The organism is Micromonospora xinjiangensis, from assembly GCF_056150165.1.
Map to the genome: position 1 here is coordinate 287679 of NZ_JAXCFO010000005.1, position 17418 is coordinate 305096.

Consider the following 17418-nt stretch of genomic DNA (forward strand, 5'->3'; position numbering starts at 1 on the left):
ACCGACGGTGAGGGGTGGAGCATGCAGCGGCCGGACTGGGCACCCGAGACGATCGACATCGAGCGCCCCAGCGTGGCCCGCATGTACGACTACTACCTCGGCGGGTCGCACAACTTCGCCGCCGACCGGGCCGCCGCGCAGGCGATGGTGGCCGCGGTGCCGGAGGCGCCGCTGATGGCCCAGGCCAACCGCGCCTTCCTCCGCCGGGCGGTGCAGTTCCTCACCGAGGCGGGCGTACGCCAGTTCCTCGACATCGGCTCCGGCATCCCGACCGTGGGCAACGTGCACGAGATCGCCCAGCGCAGCGCCCCGGACTCCCGCGTGGTCTACGTGGACGTCGACCCGGTGGCGGTGGCGCACAGCCGGGAGATCCTCGCCGGCAACGAGCGGGCCGTCGTGGTGCAGGAGGACCTGCGCAATCCCGAGCGGATCCTCGCCCACCCGGACGTCCGCCGCCTGATCGACTTCGACCGGCCGGTCGCCGTGATGATCGTGGCGGTCCTGCACTTCATCTCCGACGACGACCGCCCCGCGGAGATCCTCCGTACGCTGCGGGAGGCGCTGGCCCCCGGCAGCCACCTCGTGGTCTCGCAGGCCAGCGACGACGGGCGCAGCGAGCAGGAGCGGGCCGAGGCGGAGCGCGTCTACCGGCGCACCGACAACCCGCTCTGGGTGCGCAACCGCGCCGAGCTGACCGCGTTCTTCGACGGGTTCACGCTCCTCGACCCGGGAGTGGTGTGGGTGCCGCAGTGGCGCCCGGAGTCGCCGGAGAGCGCGGAGGACGCCGAGCGGGCGGTCTTCATGGGCGGCGTCGGGCGGCTCGGTGGCTGACGCCGCCGCACTGACCGCCCCGGCCCGTCCCGGGGCGTTCGCCCGGGCCTGGGCCAAGGCGGTCTCCGGCACCAGCTACCTGCCGATGACGCAGGCGCACCTGGAGTCGCTGCTGCAACGGCTCACCGACCGGCTGGCCGCGGCGCTGCTCGCCGAGCCGTTCGACCCCCGCCCCGGCTACCGGGTCGGCACCGAGCTGGTCGCCAACCACATCGCCTCCGCCGAGGGGCTCGGCCGCACCGTGGAGGTGTTCCAGCTGCGGCTGATCCGCGACCTCGGGCTCGTCGGCGACGACGTCGAGGACCGGCTGGCCCGGCTGCTCGCGGCGGTCTCCACCGGCTACGCCCGGGCGCTGCGCGACCGCACGCTCGACGAGCAGGAGTCGATCCGCCGGGCCGCCATGATGGCCCGCACGCAGGCCGAGCGCGCGCTGCGCGAGAGCGAGGCGCGCTTCCGCCACCAGGCCACCCACGACCCGCTCACCGACCTGCCCAACCGGGCGCTCTTCACCGAACGGCTCACCGCCGCGCTCAACGAGCCCGGCCGGGGCGCGCAGCGCATCGGGCTCTGCTTCCTGGACCTGGACCGGTTCAAGGTGGTCAACGACTCGCTCGGCCACCAGATCGGCGACCGGCTGCTGGTCACCGTCGCCGACCGGCTCCGCCGCGCCCTCGACGGGCACCTGGTGGCCCGGCTCGGCGGCGACGAGTTCGTCATCCTGGTCGAGCGGACCGGCGGCACGGACGACGTGGTCGCCGCTGCCGACGCCGCCCTCGCGGCCGTACGGGAGCCGGCGGAGGTGGACGGCAACGAGCTGACCGTCACGGCGAGCATCGGCATCGTGGAACGGCAGATCGCCGGCACCACGCCGGGCGACCTGATGCGCGCCGCGGACAGCACCCTGCACTGGGCCAAGGCGGCCGGCGGCGCCCGCTGGGAGCTCTTCGACGCCGACCGCAACCGCCGCGAGCTGGCCCGCTACGCCCTCTCCGCGGCCATCCCCACCGCCCTGGAACGCGGCGAGTTCTACCTGGACTACCAGCCGCTGACCTCGCTGCGCGACGGCCACCTGCTCGGTGTGGAGGCGCTCGTGCGGTGGCGCCACCCGGAGCTGGGCGTCCTTCGGCCGGACAGCTTCATCGGGCTGGCCGAGGAGACGGGCCTCATCGTGCCGCTCGGCGCGTGGGTGCTGGCCGAGGCCTGCCGCGAGGCGGAGAGCTGGTCGGGTGCCCGCCGCGCGCCGTTCGTGAGCGTCAACCTGGCCGTGCGGCAGGTGCACCGGCCCGGGCTGGTGCAGGAGGTGCGCGGCCTGTTGCGGCGCACCGGCCTGCCGCCGGAACGCCTGCAGTTGGAGATCACCGAGAGCACCATGATGAGCACGACGGAGGAACCGGTGCGGGCCCTGCGGGTCCTCGCCGACCTCGGCGTCCGCATCGCCATCGACGACTTCGGCACCGGCTACTGCAATCTCGCGTACCTGCGGGACCTGCCGGTGACCGAGCTGAAGGTGGCCGGCGAGTTCGTGTCCGGCCTGCGCGCCCCGGCGACCGAGGCGTCCAGCCGCACCGACGAGCGGATCCTCGCCTCGCTGGTGTCGCTGGCGCACGCGCTGGACCTCACGGTCACCGCCGAGGGGGTGGAGACCGCCGGGCAGGCCGAGCGGCTGCGGGCGATCGGCTGCGACGCCGGGCAGGGCTGGCACTTCGGTCGCCCCACGTCGGCGGACCGCATCCTCGAACGCCTCGGCTGACCCGCGTACGCTTCGACGCCCGGCGGTGCCGCGCCGTCGGGCGGTCGAAACGCGTGTTTTCCCGTCCCGGGCGACACGGGTCCGGATTGGACGGCCCCGGGCGCTAGGCTCCCAGGATCCAGCCACAGTTACGGGGGTAAATGTGCGCGTCTGGCGAAGCGGCCTCGTGGTCGCGACAGTCCTCACCGTCCTGCTGGCGACCGCCGGCGTCAGCTCGGCAGCCACCACCAACACCTACCACGTCTGGACCTGGAACGTCGCCGGGTGGACGATGCATCGCGGCTCCACGAGCAACGGCCTGATCGAGGTCATCTCCAACTCCATCCGCAACCGGGGCAGCCACTTCGCCGCGCTCAACGAGCTCTGCTGGGGCCAGTACAAGGCGGTGCAGTGGAATCTCCGCGCGACCGGTTGGGGCGAGGACGAAGAGAACTACTCGCGGTTCACGAGCACCAACGACACGGGCTGCGGTGGGGAGAAGTCCGGCATCGCCATCTTCAGCAAGGCGCCGCTGGGCAAGGCCAGCGAGTTCACCTTGCCCGACGACGGCCGGGTGGAGAAGCGGAAGCTGTTCTGCGCCCCGCTCGAGGCGAAACCGCACATGCGGTTCTGCACGACACACATCACGACCTCGCAGGAGGTCATCGGGGACACCCCGATCAACCAGCAGCAGCTCGACGCCGTCCGTGCCCACGTCGACGCGTACTACGCCGCCGGTGACACGGTGATCATCGCGGGCGACTTCAACGCCCAGCCGAGCTACAACCGCCTGGACAAGTGGTACTCGTCGAACGTCGACACGCCGAACAACCCCGGCAACAGCGGGAAGCACCGGGAGCTGGACGACCTCGATTCGCGCTGCCTCGGATACGGCGAGAACACCCAGGACGACGGCACCCCCGCCGGCCCGTGCGGGCCCGGCAAGAAGATCGACCTGATCTTCGTACGGGAGGAAAAGATCGTCGGCACCTACGACGGCGACTCGCTGAGCATCTCGGACAGCTGCGGCGGCCCCTGCTCCGACCACCGGATCCTCATCGGCACGGTGACGGTGACGGTCGCGGACTGAGGGATCCGCGCAGAACCCGCCAGGTAGGCGTAGACAACGTCTACGCCTACCTGGTAGACACTGTCTATGGCTGACGCGGAGGCGGACGTCCGCACCCGGCTGGTGACCGCCGGTGTGGAGCTCGTTCGGCGCGAGGGGCACGCGGCGGTTTCCCTGCGGGAGATCGCCCGCCGCGCCGGTGTCTCCCACGGTGCACCGCGCCGCTACTTCCCGACCCATTTGGACCTGCTCTCCGCGATCGCCCGCCAGGGCTACGCCGACCTCGCCGCCCGGGTGGCCGAGACCGTGCGCGACGCCGGGCCCGACCCGCGCGACCAACTCCTGGCACTCGGCCGCGCCTACCTCGACCACGCCGCCGCCGACCGCGGCATGTTCGAGCTGATGTTCCGGCACGACCTGCTGAACAGCGGCCGGCTCGGGCTGCGCGACACCAGCCTGCCGCTCTTCACCCAGCTGGTCGACCTCGTGGCACGGGTACGCCGACCGTCCGACGCCGCCGCCCCCGTCCTCGCCGGCGCGCTCTGGGCCAACCTGCACGGCCTCGCCCAGCTCTGGGCCTGGGGCAGCCTCCAGCTCGCGACCGGCGAAACCACCGACGACAGCCTGCTGCGAGCGGCCCTCGACGCGCACCTCGGCCCCGCCCGCGACGCGCACCTCGCCCCCGCCCGCAACGCGCACCTCGGCCCCGGCCGCGGCTGACCGACGCCACCGATCGGAGGAGACAGTGCCCCTGTTGTACGACCTCGGCAAGCTGACCGTGGGCAACGCCCTACGGTTGGGCTGGCGTCCACGCGTGGAAGGGTTGGCGCACGTGCCCCGGCACGGCGGCGCGATCCTCGCCGGCAACCACCTCTCGGTCGCCGACGAGCTGTTCCTGGGCGCCGTCACGCCCCGGCGCATCGCGTTCTGGGCCAAGTCCGAGTACTTCTCCGGCCGGGGCCCGCGCGGCTGGCTCAGCCGCCGGATCGTGAGCGGCATGGGCGCCATCCCGGTGGCCCGCGGTGGTGGCCGGGCCGCGCTCTCCGCCTTCGACGCCGCGGTGCCGGTGCTGCGCGCCGGCGGCCTCGTCGCCGTCTACCCGGAGGGCACCCGCTCACCGGACGGGCGGCTGCACCGCGGGCGTACCGGAGTGGTCCGGCTGGCCCGCGACGCCGGCGTGCCGATCATCCCGGTCGGCGTGCTCGGCACCGCGGAGGTGCTGCCGATCGACGCCCGCCTGCCCCGCCGGCACCCGGTGATGCTGCGGTTCGGCCCGCCGATCCCGGTCGCCGGGCGCATCCACGGCCCGCGCGACATCCGCGCCCTCACCGACGAGCTGATGGCGGCCATCCAACGGCTGACCGGCCAGGAGTACGTCCCCCACTACGCCCCGAAGCGCGAGACCCTCGCCGCCTGACCCGCACCCCGCACCCCGCACCCCGATGATCGTGCTTCATCCTTGATGTAGTGGGATCCCGCGGCGCGGGAGGCCACGACATCAAGGATCGAGCGTGATCTCGCGGGCGGACGTCAGCCGGCGAGCAGTGCGCTCATGCGCTGGGCCTGCGTCTCCCAACGCCACTCGCGCTCCACCCAGGCCCGCCCGGCGGCGCCGAGCTGGCGGGCGAGGTCCCGGTCGGCGAGCAGTCGGGAGACCCGCTCGGCGAGCTGGGCGACGTCCCGCCCGTCCACCACGTAGCCGGTCTCCCCCTCGCGGACGGCGTCCGGTGCGCCGCCGGAGTCGCCGGCCACCACGGGCAGGCCGGTCGCGGAGGCCTCCAGGTAGACGATGCCGAGCCCCTCCACGTCCAGGCCGCGGTTGCGGGTGCGGCACGGCATCGCGTAGACGTCGCCGGCCGCGTAGTGCGCCGGCAACTCGGCCGAGGGCACGGAGCCGGTGAAGACCACGTCCTGGTCGACGCCGAGCTGTCGGGCCAGCTTCTCCAGCGCCGCGCGGTACGGCCCACCGCCCACCACGAGCAGCGCGGCGTCGGGCACTCGCTCGCGGATCTGCGGCATGGCGCGGATGAGCATGTCCTGCCCCTTGCGCGGCACGAGCCGGGACACGCAGACCACCACCGGCCGGTCGGAGAGCCCGAGCCGTTTCCGCACCGGCTCGCCGTCGACGTCCGGATGGTACGTGTCCACGTCCACCCCGGGCGCGAGCCGCTGCAGGTCGGTCAGCCCGTCCAGTGCGCGGGCCAGCCGGATCCGCGTGTACTCACCGAGGTAGGTCGTCACGTCGGCGCCGCTCCCGATGCGGCGCAGCGCGGCCCGGGCGCCGGGCAGCGCGGCCCAGCCGATCTCGTGCCCGTGTGTCTGCGCCACCACCCGGCGGATGCCCGCCCGGCGGCGCAGCCCGGCGGCGAGCAGGCCGAGGGGGGCCGCGGCGCCGAACCACACCGTGTCGCAGTCGTACGCCCGGGCGAGCCGGGCGGCCCGGCGGGCGACCAGCGGGGTGGGCAGCAGTACGCGGGTGCGTTCCCGGATCACCTCGAACGGCTGGTCGGCGTCGAACTTGTCCGCGCCGCGCCAGCTCGACGCGTAGACCACGACGGAGCCGGTGGGCTGGCGTACCGCCAGGTTGTGCACGAAGGACTGGATCCCGCCCGGGCGCGGTGGGAAGTCGTTCGTGATCAGCAGCGTCCGGCTCATCTGCCGGCCTCCCTGGCGTAGGCGCGGGCGGCGGCCATCCGCTCGACGGTGGACGGGTGGGTCGCGGAGTAGAGGTACTCCCAGCGGGGCGGGTCGGGATCGGAGAGGTTGACCGTGGACAACCGGCGCTGCATGGACTCGAACGCGGCCGGGTCGTCGGTGAGGGCGAGCGCGTGCGCGTCGGCCCGCGCCTCGACCCGCCGGGAGATCAGCGCCTGGACCGGCGCGCTGACCAGCCCGACCACGGTGACCAGGGCGACCAGCAGCGGGAACGCGCGCGGCTGGGCGACCGAGTCGACGCCGGCCAGTCGCAGCAGCGGGCCCCACGAGCCGATCAGGTAGAGCGCCACGACCGCCGCCGCCGCGCCGAGCGCACCGGTCAACGTGCCGACGGTGACGTCGCGGTCCCGGGCGTGCCCCAGCTCGTGGGCGACCACCGCGGTCACCTCTTCGGGCGGGGCCTCGCGCAGCAGGGTGTCGTAGACCACGACCCGACGGGTGGGCCCGATGCCCGAGACGTACGCGTTGACCGCGCGGGTCCGTCGGGACGCGTCGGCGACCAGCACATCCCGCACCGGTACGCCGTCGCGGGCCGCCATCGCCATGAGTTCGGTGCGCAGCGGGCCCTGCTCCATCGGCGTGAACCGGTTGAAGACCGGCTCCACCAGGACCGGCAGGACGAAGGACAGGAGCACCACCAATCCGGCGGCGCCGGCCGCGCCGAACGCCCACCACCAGCGCGGCGCGAGCCGGATGACGGTGTAGAAGCCGAGCAGGGCCACGCCGCCGATCACAGCGCTCACCGCGTACGACTTGAGCAGGTCCACGGCCCAGCCGCCCCAGCCGTTGGTGCTCAGCCCGTAGCGGGTGAGCACGGCCTGGCGCCACGCGGCGAACGGCAGGGTGACGAGGTCGGCGACCAGCACGACGGCGAGCCCGCCGACGACCGCCTGCGCGATCCAGTGCCCCCCGAACGGCCGCCCGGCCAGCTCGATCAGCCGGCTGCCCAGCGGGGTGAGCCCGAGCGCGAGGGCGACCAGCAGCCCCACGACGAGGCTCGCGTAGCCGCCGGGGCGCAGCGCGGCCCGGAACTCCCGGCCGCGGGCCACCTGGTCGGCCGGAAGGTCGCGCAGCGCGGCGAGCTGGTCGGCGCGGGGCGCGGGCGGACGGTGCCAGGGAATCAGGAGCGCCACGGCGACGATCAGCGCGGCGGCCAGGCCGGCCAGGGTCAGCAACGCCCAGCCACGCGGGCTCATGCCGGCGCCCCACGCGCCGGCGAGCCGTCACCACGCCGCGTCATGCCGCCGCTCCTCCCGCCGTGAGCGCCCATCCTATTGCCCAGCCGGTGGCCGCACCTACCGCCTCCGCCCGGCCCCGACCGGCACCGCACCGTCGGCCGGCGACGCCCCGGCAGTCGGTGGGCGCACCCGGTGCCACCCCCTCGCGCGTACGCCCGACGGCCGAGGGCGGCGCGTCCGGCTCACGCGCGCGGCCACCGCCGCGTGCCGCTCGCCTGCACTGGCGAGGCCGGCGCGTCCGGCTCAGGCCGCGCGGCCACGCCGCCGGTATCGGGGGCGGGCGGCGGGAATCGGCGCGCCGGGCAGCACCTGCACCTCGAAGCCGGCCCGGGCGAACACCTCGATCGCCCGGCGCTCGGCGGGCCCGACGTCGGCGCCCGGGGACCGGTCGTCGAGCAGGGCGGTCACCAGGCAGTCGGAACAACCGGCTCCCCGGATCTCGCACCGGTCGCAGTCGATGAGCATCAACGCCTCCTGAAACGGGCTGCGGCGACGGGCGCGACCGGAACGTCGCCACCCGACCACCGTCGGTATACAGACCATAGGCCCGGGGTACGACAGAACCGGACAACGGGCATCCAGCCCTCCCGAATCTGATCAAGCCAGCCATCGCCGCGCCGATCCGCGCACCCGACCTCCGCCCCGGACCGGCTGGCACGGCCCGGGGATGGCACGGCACGCCGGCGCGCCCGCGGCAACCAGCCGCGGCGAGACCGGCCGGCGTGGGCGGGCGAGGAGTCTCCTTCGGACGCTGTCGAGCTGCCCCAGATATGAGACCTTCGCCTCGACGTCGACGACCCGTTGTCCGCCGCCGTCTCGCAGAGAGAGTCGCGTCAGATCACGATCGGCAGAGCGCTACCTGAGAGCGCGATCGGCAGAGCGCCGCCCGAAAGCGCGATCGGCAGAGCGCCGCCCCAGAGCGCGATCGGCAGAGCTGCCTCAGATCACGATCGGCAGAGCCCTGCCTCAGATCACGATCGGCGAAGTGGTGCGTCAGTTGTGGGACCAGGGAGCTGTCTCAGACGTACGACCAGCGGGCACGCTCGAAGCTCTCCCGGCTCCCCTCCCCTCCTGCCCTCGAACCAGCCACGCGGTGCTTCCAAGCGTCTTCGGTGGTCTCATTCGCGGGGCAGCTCGACAGTGGCGAAGCCCCATTGCCCCGCCCCCGAGCCCACCTTCGTCTGCCGGCCGGCCGGGACGCCACCGCCGGCCGCCCCTCGAGGATCTCCGTGGCTGGGTTCCAGGCCCGGGCGTCGGCTGCCAGGTCGAGAACGTCCGTGAGTGGAGGCCGACGGCAGCAGCAGCCGCCCCGTCGCAGGAGCGGGCCCACCGGGCGGGGGCGCCCGTCGTGACCGCCGAGCGGAAGCGCAGCGCGGAAGCGCCGAGCACGAGCGCCAAGCCGGAGCGCAGGCGGAAGCGCCGAGCACGAACGCCAAGCCGGAGCGCAGAGCGGAAGGCAGCGCGAAGCGCAGGGCGCGGAAGCAAAGCGGGAGCGCAGGGCGGGAGTACCGAGAGGAAGGGAAACGCGGAAAGGGAGCCCGGGGGGCCGGTCAGGAGCGGGCGAGGCGGCGCAGCAGGGAGTCGGCGCCGAGCGGGTACGCGCCGTGGCGGCGTACGCCGTCGGCGACCTCGCGGTCGGAGGAGATCACGACCACCGGCCGGCCCGGCGGCTCGGCTCGGACGAGGCGCCGGATCAGCTCGTCGGCGGTCTCCCCCTTGCGGGAGAAGAGCACCCGCACGCCGCGCGGGGTGGGCGGCAGCCCCGGGATGCGGTCGGCGCCGTCGAACACCACGGTCACCTCGTCGCCGGTCTGCGCGGCGATACCGCCCAGCCCGGTGATGAGGCGCTTGCGCTGCTGCTCCAGGGACATCTCGCCGAAGCCGCGCTTGGTGACGTTGTAGCCGTCGACCACCAGGTGCGCCCGCGGCAGCGCCAGCAGCTGGTCCAACCGGGCCGGGTCGTCCGTGTCCCGGGCGCGGGTGGCGGCGCCGGTCGCGGCGCCGGGCTGGTCGGCGAACGCCTCGGCCACGAAGTCGGCCGGCAGCGTGTCGACGGGGTCGAGCGCCAGCTCCCGCCGGAGCCCCACGGAGGCCTGGCTGATCGTCTCCAGCAGCAGCCAGAGCCGCGCCTCGTCGACGGAGCGGGACTCCTTGGCGCTCGCCCGTGCGGCGCCCGCCGCGGCCTCGGCCTCGGCGAGTCGGGCCCGCGCCCGACGCAGCTCGGCGTCGGCGTCGGCGGCCGCGCGGGCGGCCCGCCCCCGCTCCGTGGCGAGCAGCTCGTTGGCCCGCCGCTCCCGGGCCTGCGTCTCGCGCAGCGACCGCGCCAGCTGGCGGGCCTCCTCGCGGAGCTGGCCCAGCTCCTCGCGGACCCGGGCCAGCTCGTCGCGGAGCTTCTCGGCCTCGACGCGGGCCACCGCCCGATCGTGCTCGGCCCGGGTGGCCCGCTGCTCCGCCTCGCGGACCAGCTCGGCGACGACGGCGCTGTCCGCCTCGGCGCGCACCGCCGCACCGCTCGCCTCGATGAGATCCCGCCAGCCCCGCGGCCGCGCCAGATAGGCCAGCGCGGCCACCTCGACCGGGTCGGCGGCGGCCGGCGCGGTGCCGTCGATCACGGCGGCGCCCAGGTCACCCGCGTCGGCGAGCACCCGGGCGCTGACCCGCTGCCGGAAGAGCGGATCGGCGGTGAGCTGGGCGGCGATCGCCGGAGCGCCGAGCCGCGCGCGCCGGTTGGGCGCGAACTTCGCCACCCGGCGCAGCGGCACCGGCACCTCGTCGGAGGGAAGGCCGGGCAGCACCGTGGCGGTCAGCGCCACGATGCGCTGGCGCACCGGCTCGGGCAGGACCGGCTCCGGTTCGCCCGTGGCGGTGTCACCGTCCCGGGCGTCCCCGCCGCCCCGGATCGTCCCGTCGTCGATCGGCCCGCCGTCGCCGGCCCGGGCATCGTCGGCCGGACCATCATCGGCCCGGACGTCATCGGTCGGGGCGTCACCAGGCCGGACGCCATCGGCCGGGGCGTCACCAGGCCGGACGTCACCAGGCCGGACGTCATCGGCCGGGGCGTCGACGGGCCCGCCGACCTCACCGGCAGTGCGCGCAGCGGCGGACCGGTCCTCCGGAGGGAGGTGGTCGTCGTACGGCTCGGTGAGGGGCATGTGGCAAGTCTCCCACCGTTACCGGGCCCACCGCCCGGTGAGTGAGCCGATCTCTCATCCTAGCCCTGTGGTGAGCGTTGGGGCTGCTGGGACGGGAGTGTCGGACCGGGGCGCTAGCGTGCCGCGGATGGCACAGGCGGAGTACGTCCAGCAGACGCTGGCCGGCCTCGACCCCACCTCCGGCGGCGGGGTCGACCCGGCCCTGCCGCTCTACGCGACGACGTTCGTCGTCGTCGACCTGGAGACGACCGGCGGCGCCCCGGACGGGGGCGGGATCACCGAGATCGGCGCGGTCAAGGTGCGCGGCGGCGAGGAGCTGGGCGTGCTCGCCACCCTGGTCAACCCGGGGCAGCCGATCCCGCCGTTCATCACCGTGCTGACCGGCATCACCCAGGCCATGGTGGTGCCGGCGCCCCCGATCGAGCAGGTGTTGCCGAGCTTCCTGGAGTTCATCGCCGACGCCGTGCTGGTCGCCCACAACGCGCCGTACGACGTCGGCTTCCTCAAGGCCGCCTGCGCCCGCCACGGCTACCGCTGGCCCAACCCCCGGGTACTCGACACCGCCGCGCTGGCCCGCCGGGTGCTGATCCGGGACGAGGTGCCCAACCGCAAGCTGGGCACGCTCGCCGCCTACTTCCGCACCGCCACCCAGCCCAACCACCGGGCCCTGGACGACGCCAAGGCCACCGTCGACGTGCTGCACGCGCTCATCGGCCGGCTCGGAAGCCACCGGGTGGACACGATCGGCGACGCCATCGAGTTCGCGAAGGCGGTCACCCCCACCCAGCGCCGCAAGCGGCACCTGGCCGACGGGCTGCCGAAGGCGCCCGGTGTCTACATCTTCCGGGCCGCCGACGACCGGCCCCTCTACGTCGGCACCTCCGGCGACATCGCCACCCGGGTGCGCAGCTACTTCACGGCGGCCGAGAAGAGGGCCCGGATCTCCGAGATGCTCAACGCCGCCGAGCGCGTCGAGGCGGTGGAGTGCGCGCACTCCCTGGAGGCGGAGGTGCGCGAGCTGCGGCTCATCGCCGCACACGCGCCGCCGTACAACCGGAGGTCGAAGTTTCCCGAGCGGATGCTCTGGCTGAAGCTCACCGACGAGCACTACCCGCGACTGTCCGTGGTCCGCGACCTCTCCCCCACCGACCAGGCCTACCTCGGTCCGTTCACCTCGCGTCGCACCGCGGAGCTGGCCGCCGCGGGTTTCTACGACGCCCTGCCGCTGCGCCAGTGCACGCACCGGCTCTCCCTGCGCACCGTCACGCCGGCCTGCGCGCTGGCCGAGCTGGGTCGCTGCCCGGCGCCCTGCGAGCACCGGATCACCCCGGAGGAGTACGACCACCGCGCCGCCGCTCCGTTCCGCTCGGCCACCGCCGACGACCCGCAGGAGGTGGTGGAGGCCCTGCTGACCCGGATAGAGGCGCTCTCCCGCGACCAGCGCTACGAGGAGGCGGCGGTGGTCCGCGCCCGGCTGGCCGCGGTGCTGCGGGCCGCCGTACGCATGCAGCGGTTGGCCGCCCTCAGCGGCATCGCGGAGCTGGCCGCGGCACGGCCGGCCGCCCGGGGTGGCTGGGAGCTGGCACTGGTCCGGCACGGCCGGCTGGCCGGCGCCGGGGTCTCCCCGCCCGGTGTCCACCCACGACCGACGATCGCCGCGATCCGCGCCACGGCGGAGACCGTCCCGGCCGGGCACGGGCCGGTCCCCCGGGCCTCGGCCGAGGAGTCCGAGCGGATCCTGTCCTGGTTGGAGCGGCCGGAGACCCGGCTGGTGGAGATCTCCTCCGGATGGTCCTCGCCGATCCGTGGTGCGGCCCGGTTCCGTGACCTCCTGGCGAAGGCGGAGGCCGCCGCGTCCCACCAACTCTCGACCGAACGCTCATGACCAACTGACCGATCGGACTACGTCGACTCCCTTAGTCTGTTAGAGAAGTGCAGTCCTGCCCGTTTCGTGGGCCTGCTCCCGGTTGCCGGTCGTACGGTGGTCGCGGGGCCGGGGTGAGGAGGTGTCCCTCGTGGACGTCGACGCCGGACACGGCGCCGCCCTGGGGGGCGCCCTTCCGACCCGGCCGGGCGAGCTGCCACTGACCCGGCGACTACGGTCGCTGCTCGCGTGGCCGACCGCCGAGACCGACCCGGTCAACCATCTCGTCCGCACCCACCGCACCATCCACGCCGGCGCCGATCCCTCCGTGCTGCGCCGGGCCTACACGATCGCCGACAACATGCACCGGGGTCAGTTCCGCAAGAGCGGCGAGCCCTACATCACCCATCCGCTGGCGGTCGCCCAGATCTGCGCCGACCTCGGGATGGACACGACCACCCTGGTGGCGGCGCTGCTGCACGACACGGTGGAGGACACCCGCTACACGCTCCAGGCCCTCGCGGAGGACTTCGGGCCGGAGGTCGCCCACCTCGTCGACGGGGTCACGAAGTTCGACAAGGCGTTCTACGGCAAGGCCGCCGAGGCCGAGACGATCCGCAAGATGATCATCGCGGCGGGGAAGGACGTCCGCGTCCTGATCATCAAGCTGGCCGACCGGCTGCACAACATGCGCACCCTGGGCGTCCGGTCCGCCGCCTCCCGCGAGCGGATCGCCCGCAAGACCGAGGAGGTGCTCATCCCGCTCTGCGACCGTCTGGGCATCCAGACGCTCAAGCGGGAGCTGGACGACGTGGTGCTGCTGCACCTGCACCCCGAGGAGCACGCCCGCATCGCCCGGCACGTGCACGACCGGCCCGGCTGGGACGCGTACCTCGCGGAGGTGGTCGCCCGCGCCAAGACGGCGCTGCGCCGCAGCCGGGTCGACGCGGAGGTGAGCCCGCGTCCCCGGCACCTCTACTCGATCTGGAAGGACACCGTCGCGGGCGGGCACGGCACCCCCTACGACCTGCCCCGCATCGCGGTGGTGGTGGACGGGCCGGCCACCGACTGTTACGCCGCGCTCGGCGCCATCCACGGCACCTGGCGGCCGATCCCGGGCCGCTTCAAGGACTACATCGCCTCCCCCAAGAACAACCTCTACCGGTCCCTGCACACCAGCGTCCGGGGGCCGAAGGACCGCACCGTCGAGGTGCTCATCCGCACCGAGGAGATGCACCGCTCCGCCGAGTACGGCATCGCCGCCGACTACCGCTTCCCCCGCGCCGGGGGCGGCGCGACGGCCCACGCCGACCAGTTGGCCTGGCTGCACCGGGTGCTCGACTGGGAGCAGGACGCCGCCGACCCGGCCCAGTTCCTGGAGTCGCTGCGCTGCGACCTGGCCGAAGCGCAGATCCAGGTCTTCGCCGAGGGGCGGCAGATCGTGCTGCCGGCCGGCGCGACCCCGGTCGACCTCGCCTACGAGTTGGGCACCGAGCGGGGCGACCACTGCCTCGCGGCGCGCATCAACGGCCGGCTCGTCCCGCTCTCCTCCGAGCTGGAGGAGGGCGACGTGGTGGAGATCTTCACCGAGAGCGACGCCGACAACGGCTTCGAGGCGGAGACCGCGCCGCGCGGGCCGCGCCGGGAGTGGCTCGGCTTCGTGAAGTCCCCGCACGCGCAGATGCAGATCAACCGCTGGTTCGCCGAGCACACCGAGCCGGGCATCTCCATCACCGACAAGGTCCGGCTCGGCCGGGCCACCATCGGGCTCACCCTGCGCCAGCACAACCGGGGCCTCGCGAGCGACCTGCCGCTGCTGCGGCTCGCCGAGGAGCTCGGCTACCCCGACCTGGAGACCCTGCTGGTCGCGGTCTTCGACCGGGTGATCGAGCCGGACGCCGTGGTCCGCCAGCTCATCGACCTCGTGGACCACCGCCAGTGACCGCTGGGCCCCGCCGGGCACGAGCGGCATTCGCGACCACTAGCCTGGAGTCATGATCCCCCGCTCGCGCGCCACCGGCAGGGCCGTCGCGTACCAGGTCTTCTACCGGCTGCCACTGCCGCTGCGCCGGCGTCTGGTGCGGCTGGCCGTGCCGAAGTACATCGTCGGCGCGGTCACCCTGGTCCGCGACTCCGAGGCGGAGGGGGCGGGCCGGCTGCTGCTGCTGCGGCAGCCGCCGGGGCGCGGCTGGACGCTCCCGGCCGGGCTGTTGCAGCGCGGCGAGGCCCCGGTGGTGGGCGCGGCCCGCGAGCTGTACGAGGAGTCCGGCATCCGCCTCCCGCCCACCCGGCTGAGCCCCGCCGTGCCGAACGCCATCGTGCACGCCAAGGGGTGGGTGGACGTCGTGTTCACCGCGGAGGTGCCGGCGTCCACCACGGAGCTGAAGGTCGACGGCGCGGAGGTCTTCGAGGCCGCCTGGCATCCGCTGGACGACCTCCCGCAGCTCAGTTGGCCCACGGCGCGGCTGCTTGCCTACTACGACATCGGCCCGCTGGCGGGGCAGTTCCCCCCACCGGTGCCCGACGCGGAGCAGTGACGTGCCGCCGGGCGGCGTGGCCGACCTCTGCGCCGTGGTGCTCGCCGCCGGCGAGGGTACCCGGCTGCGGCCGCTGACCGGACGGCTGCCCAAGGCGCTCTGCCCGGTGGGGAACGTGCCGCTGCTGGACCGGGCGCTGGCCCGGCTCGCCGGGCTCGGGCTGACCGGCCCGGCCCGCGTCGCGGTGAACGCCTGCTACCTCGGCGGGCAGGTGGTCGCGCACGTCGGCGACCGGGCCCACCTGTCGGTCGAGCCGGGCGACCCGCTCGGCACCGCCGGTGGGATCGCGAACCTGAAGGACTGGATCGGCGGGCGGCCGGTGCTGGTCGGCAACGCGGACGCGTACCTCAGCGACCCGGCCGCCGAACCGGGGCCGGACATCGCGGCCCTGCTGGCGGGATGGGACGGCCACGAGGTGCGGCTGCTGGGCCGGCCCGCCGCCGACCCGGCCGCGCCCGGCACGTTCGACGGGCACGCCTTCACCGGGTTCTCGTTGCTGCCGTGGCGGCTGGTACGCGACCTGCCGGTGGAGTTCGGTGACCTGGTGCGCGCGGTGTGGCGGCCGGCCGAGGCGGCGGGAGCGCTGCGGGTGGTGCCGTACCGCGGCACGTTCTACGACACCGGCACCCCGGCCGACTACCTCGCGGCCAACCTGCACGCCGCCGCCGGCGGCCTGGTCGACCGGACCGCCACGGTCACCGGCACCTGCCGGGAGTCGGTGGTCGGGGCGGGAGCCACGGTGGACGGCGAGGTCACCCGGTCGGTGATCTGGCCCGGCGCGACGGTGCGGGCCGGCGAGCGGCTGCACGAGGTCATCCGGGCCGGCGACGACCTCACCGTGCCGGCCGCCCCGGCATCCGCCAGGATCTAGCATGAGCGACGACGCCGACGAACGGAGAACGACCCCGTGATCACCGCGATCGTGCTGATCGACTGCGCCACCGACTCCATCCCCGAGGTCGCCGAGACCCTCGCCAACCTTCCCGGCGTCAGCGAGGTCTACTCGGTCGCCGGGCACGTCGACCTGATCGCCATGGTCCGGGTCCGCGAGTTCGAGCAGATCGCCCAGGTGATCGCGGGCAGCATCTCGAAGGTCCCCGGCGTGCTCAACACCGAGTCGCACATCGCGTTCCGGGCCTACTCCCAGCACGACCTGGAGGAGGCGTTCGCGATCGGTCTGGCCAACGCCGACTGACGTTCCGCCCCGGCGCCGCGCGCCGGCCCGGCTGGACGAGCCCGGGGCCACGGACAGGCGTCGGTCGCCCGTCCGGCCCCCGGACAGGCGTCGGCCGGCCCGTCTGGCGACGGGCCGGCCGTTGGTGCCTGCCGAGGTCAGCTCACGCCCGGAGCCGGGGCCTCGGTCTCGGTGCCGCCCGGAGCCGGCGACTCGGTGTCGGTGCCGCCCGGAGCCGGCGACTCGGTCTCCGTGCCGCCCGGAGCCGGCGACTCGGTGGTGGCGCCGGGGCTCGGCGTACCGCTGGCGCTGGCCTGCGGAACCGGGATGCCCAGCTGCTCAGCCAGCTGGACCAGCTCGTCGTAGTGCGCCTGGAGCGCCGGCAGCGCCGTCTGCGCCAGCTGGATCACCGACTGCTCGGAGCCCTGCGAGATCTCCGTCTGGGTGGCCTGGATGGCCTGCAGGTGGCCGGCGAGCTGTGCGGTCACCCACTCCCGGTCGAAGTTCTGGCCGCTGGCGTTGTTGAGCCGGTCGATCACGGCCTGCTGGTCCTGGTTCGGACCGTTGGGCAGCTGCACGTTGAGCTGGGAGGCGGTCTGCTGCACCGTCTGGTCCAGCTGGGTGTGGTCGGTCACGAACATCTTGCCGAGGTCCTTGACCCGCTGGTTCTGGCCCTTCTGCTGGGCCAGCTCACCCGTGGTGATCTCGAACAGGTTGACCTGGTGGATCGCCTGCAGGTACTGCGTGTCCTGCGACGACGGCTGCGCCTGGGCCTGTGCCGCGGCGGCGGGCGCGACCCCGACCACCACCAGCGCGGCCAGCAGGCCGAGGCGTTTGATACCCAACATGCTTCCCTCCCCCTGAGACGTTGGACCGCACGGATACCCGGCTCACGGGGGTTATTCCTGCGAGCGCCGCACGCGAGGGGACGGCCCGGTCGGACGCCGGCGTCCGGCTTGGCGCACCTCGGGTCACCCGGGCCCGTCGGGCATCAGTGGCACCACCCGGCCACGGATCCCAGGCGCGCGGCGCGGCGCCGTCGGGAGGCGGAAACGGACGTGGGGCCCGCCCCCGGAGCGGCGGGGCCCCCCACCCCGGGGAGGCGTGGG

The 17418-nt window shown here is 74.3% G+C and carries 15 protein-coding genes; 10 read left to right on the top strand and 5 right to left on the bottom strand.

Going from position 1 to position 17418, the window contains the following annotated elements; translation table 11 throughout:
- The first annotated feature begins 21 nt into the window (after positions 1–21).
- The 5 genes from SM573_RS20200 to SM573_RS20220 all read left to right on the top strand — a co-directional run bounded on the left by SM573_RS20200 (position 22) and on the right by SM573_RS20220 (position 5046).
- The gene (locus SM573_RS20200; protein WP_474616905.1) at positions 22–831 is read left to right on the top strand and encodes an SAM-dependent methyltransferase; all 810 of its coding nucleotides are present in this window, start codon (positions 22–24) and stop codon (positions 829–831) included.
- An 85-nt stretch (positions 832–916) separates the two neighbouring features.
- Positions 917–2581, top strand: coding sequence for a putative bifunctional diguanylate cyclase/phosphodiesterase (locus SM573_RS20205; protein ID WP_474616906.1), 1665 nt, complete (start codon positions 917–919; stop codon positions 2579–2581).
- Positions 2582–2723: 142 nt separating this feature from the next.
- A complete protein-coding gene (locus tag SM573_RS20210; protein ID WP_474613129.1) occupies positions 2724–3650 on the top strand; it encodes an endonuclease/exonuclease/phosphatase family protein in 927 nt (308 codons plus the stop codon).
- A gap of 66 nt (positions 3651–3716) precedes the next feature.
- Positions 3717–4349 (top strand): TetR/AcrR family transcriptional regulator, encoded by a 633-nt coding sequence (locus SM573_RS20215; protein ID WP_474616802.1) that lies wholly within the window; start codon positions 3717–3719, stop codon positions 4347–4349.
- 25 nt (positions 4350–4374) lie between these two features.
- Positions 4375–5046, top strand: coding sequence for a lysophospholipid acyltransferase family protein (locus SM573_RS20220; RefSeq protein WP_474616803.1), 672 nt, complete (start codon positions 4375–4377; stop codon positions 5044–5046).
- A 113-nt stretch (positions 5047–5159) separates the two neighbouring features.
- Here SM573_RS20220 and SM573_RS20225 read toward each other — a convergent pair whose 3' ends face one another.
- The 4 genes from SM573_RS20225 to SM573_RS20240 form a co-directional block, all read right to left on the bottom strand.
- The gene (locus SM573_RS20225) at positions 5160–6284 is read right to left on the bottom strand and encodes a glycosyltransferase family 4 protein (RefSeq protein WP_474613126.1); all 1125 of its coding nucleotides are present in this window, start codon (positions 6282–6284) and stop codon (positions 5160–5162) included.
- Positions 6281–7540, bottom strand: coding sequence for a M48 family metallopeptidase (locus tag SM573_RS20230; protein WP_474613125.1), 1260 nt, complete (start codon positions 7538–7540; stop codon positions 6281–6283). Before SM573_RS20230 ends, SM573_RS20225 begins: the two co-directional genes overlap by 4 nt.
- A 285-nt stretch (positions 7541–7825) precedes the next feature.
- On the bottom strand, positions 7826–8047 hold the full coding sequence (locus SM573_RS20235; RefSeq protein ID WP_474613124.1) for a hypothetical protein: 222 nt from the start codon (positions 8045–8047) through the stop codon (positions 7826–7828).
- Between the two features lie 1085 nt (positions 8048–9132).
- Entirely contained in the window at positions 9133–10734 is a 1602-nt protein-coding gene (locus SM573_RS20240; protein ID WP_474616804.1) for an NYN domain-containing protein, read from the bottom strand.
- A 127-nt stretch (positions 10735–10861) separates the two neighbouring features.
- Between SM573_RS20240 and SM573_RS20245 the strand changes: the two genes are divergently transcribed.
- The 5 genes from SM573_RS20245 (at position 10862) to SM573_RS20265 (ending at position 16330) form a co-directional block, all read left to right on the top strand.
- A complete protein-coding gene (locus tag SM573_RS20245) occupies positions 10862–12619 on the top strand; it encodes a DEDD exonuclease domain-containing protein (protein ID WP_474613122.1) in 1758 nt (585 codons plus the stop codon).
- Positions 12620–12749: 130 nt separating this feature from the next.
- Complete coding sequence (locus SM573_RS20250) at positions 12750–14540, top strand: RelA/SpoT family protein (RefSeq protein ID WP_474613279.1); 1791 nt, start codon at positions 12750–12752, stop codon at positions 14538–14540.
- A gap of 52 nt (positions 14541–14592) precedes the next feature.
- Positions 14593–15135, top strand: a complete 543-nt coding sequence (locus SM573_RS20255; protein WP_474613121.1) for an NUDIX hydrolase — start codon at positions 14593–14595, stop codon at positions 15133–15135.
- Between the two features lies 1 nt (position 15136).
- The gene (locus SM573_RS20260) at positions 15137–16006 is read left to right on the top strand and encodes a nucleotidyltransferase family protein (RefSeq protein WP_474613120.1); all 870 of its coding nucleotides are present in this window, start codon (positions 15137–15139) and stop codon (positions 16004–16006) included.
- Positions 16007–16042: 36 nt separating this feature from the next.
- Positions 16043–16330 carry an Lrp/AsnC family transcriptional regulator gene (locus SM573_RS20265; protein WP_013287689.1) on the top strand — a complete coding sequence of 96 codons (288 nt, stop codon included), beginning with the start codon at positions 16043–16045 and terminating at the stop codon, positions 16328–16330.
- Positions 16331–16467: 137 nt separating this feature from the next.
- On the opposite strand, the gene SM573_RS20270 is transcribed toward SM573_RS20265, so the two are convergent.
- The gene (locus SM573_RS20270; protein ID WP_474613119.1) at positions 16468–17157 is read right to left on the bottom strand and encodes a DUF4142 domain-containing protein; all 690 of its coding nucleotides are present in this window, start codon (positions 17155–17157) and stop codon (positions 16468–16470) included.
- Positions 17158–17418 lie beyond the last annotated feature (261 nt).

What these genes read in the sequence shown, in the direction of transcription:
- SM573_RS20255 (WP_474613121.1), top strand. Translation starts at nt 14,593, where the DNA reads ATGATCCCCCGCTCGCGCGCCACCGGCAGGGCCGTCGCGTACCAGGTC.
- SM573_RS20205 (WP_474616906.1), top strand. Translation starts at nt 917, where the DNA reads ATGACGCAGGCGCACCTGGAGTCGCTGCTGCAACGGCTCACCGACCGG.
- SM573_RS20270 (WP_474613119.1), bottom strand. Translation starts at nt 17,157, where the DNA reads ATGTTGGGTATCAAACGCCTCGGCCTGCTGGCCGCGCTGGTGGTGGTC.
- SM573_RS20215 (WP_474616802.1), top strand. Translation starts at nt 3,717, where the DNA reads ATGGCTGACGCGGAGGCGGACGTCCGCACCCGGCTGGTGACCGCCGGT.
- SM573_RS20235 (WP_474613124.1), bottom strand. Translation starts at nt 8,047, where the DNA reads ATGCTCATCGACTGCGACCGGTGCGAGATCCGGGGAGCCGGTTGTTCC.
- SM573_RS20200 (WP_474616905.1), top strand. Translation starts at nt 22, where the DNA reads ATGCAGCGGCCGGACTGGGCACCCGAGACGATCGACATCGAGCGCCCC.
- SM573_RS20245 (WP_474613122.1), top strand. Translation starts at nt 10,862, where the DNA reads ATGGCACAGGCGGAGTACGTCCAGCAGACGCTGGCCGGCCTCGACCCC.
- SM573_RS20225 (WP_474613126.1), bottom strand. Translation starts at nt 6,284, where the DNA reads ATGAGCCGGACGCTGCTGATCACGAACGACTTCCCACCGCGCCCGGGC.
- SM573_RS20230 (WP_474613125.1), bottom strand. Translation starts at nt 7,540, where the DNA reads ATGAGCCCGCGTGGCTGGGCGTTGCTGACCCTGGCCGGCCTGGCCGCC.
- SM573_RS20240 (WP_474616804.1), bottom strand. Translation starts at nt 10,734, where the DNA reads ATGCCCCTCACCGAGCCGTACGACGACCACCTCCCTCCGGAGGACCGG.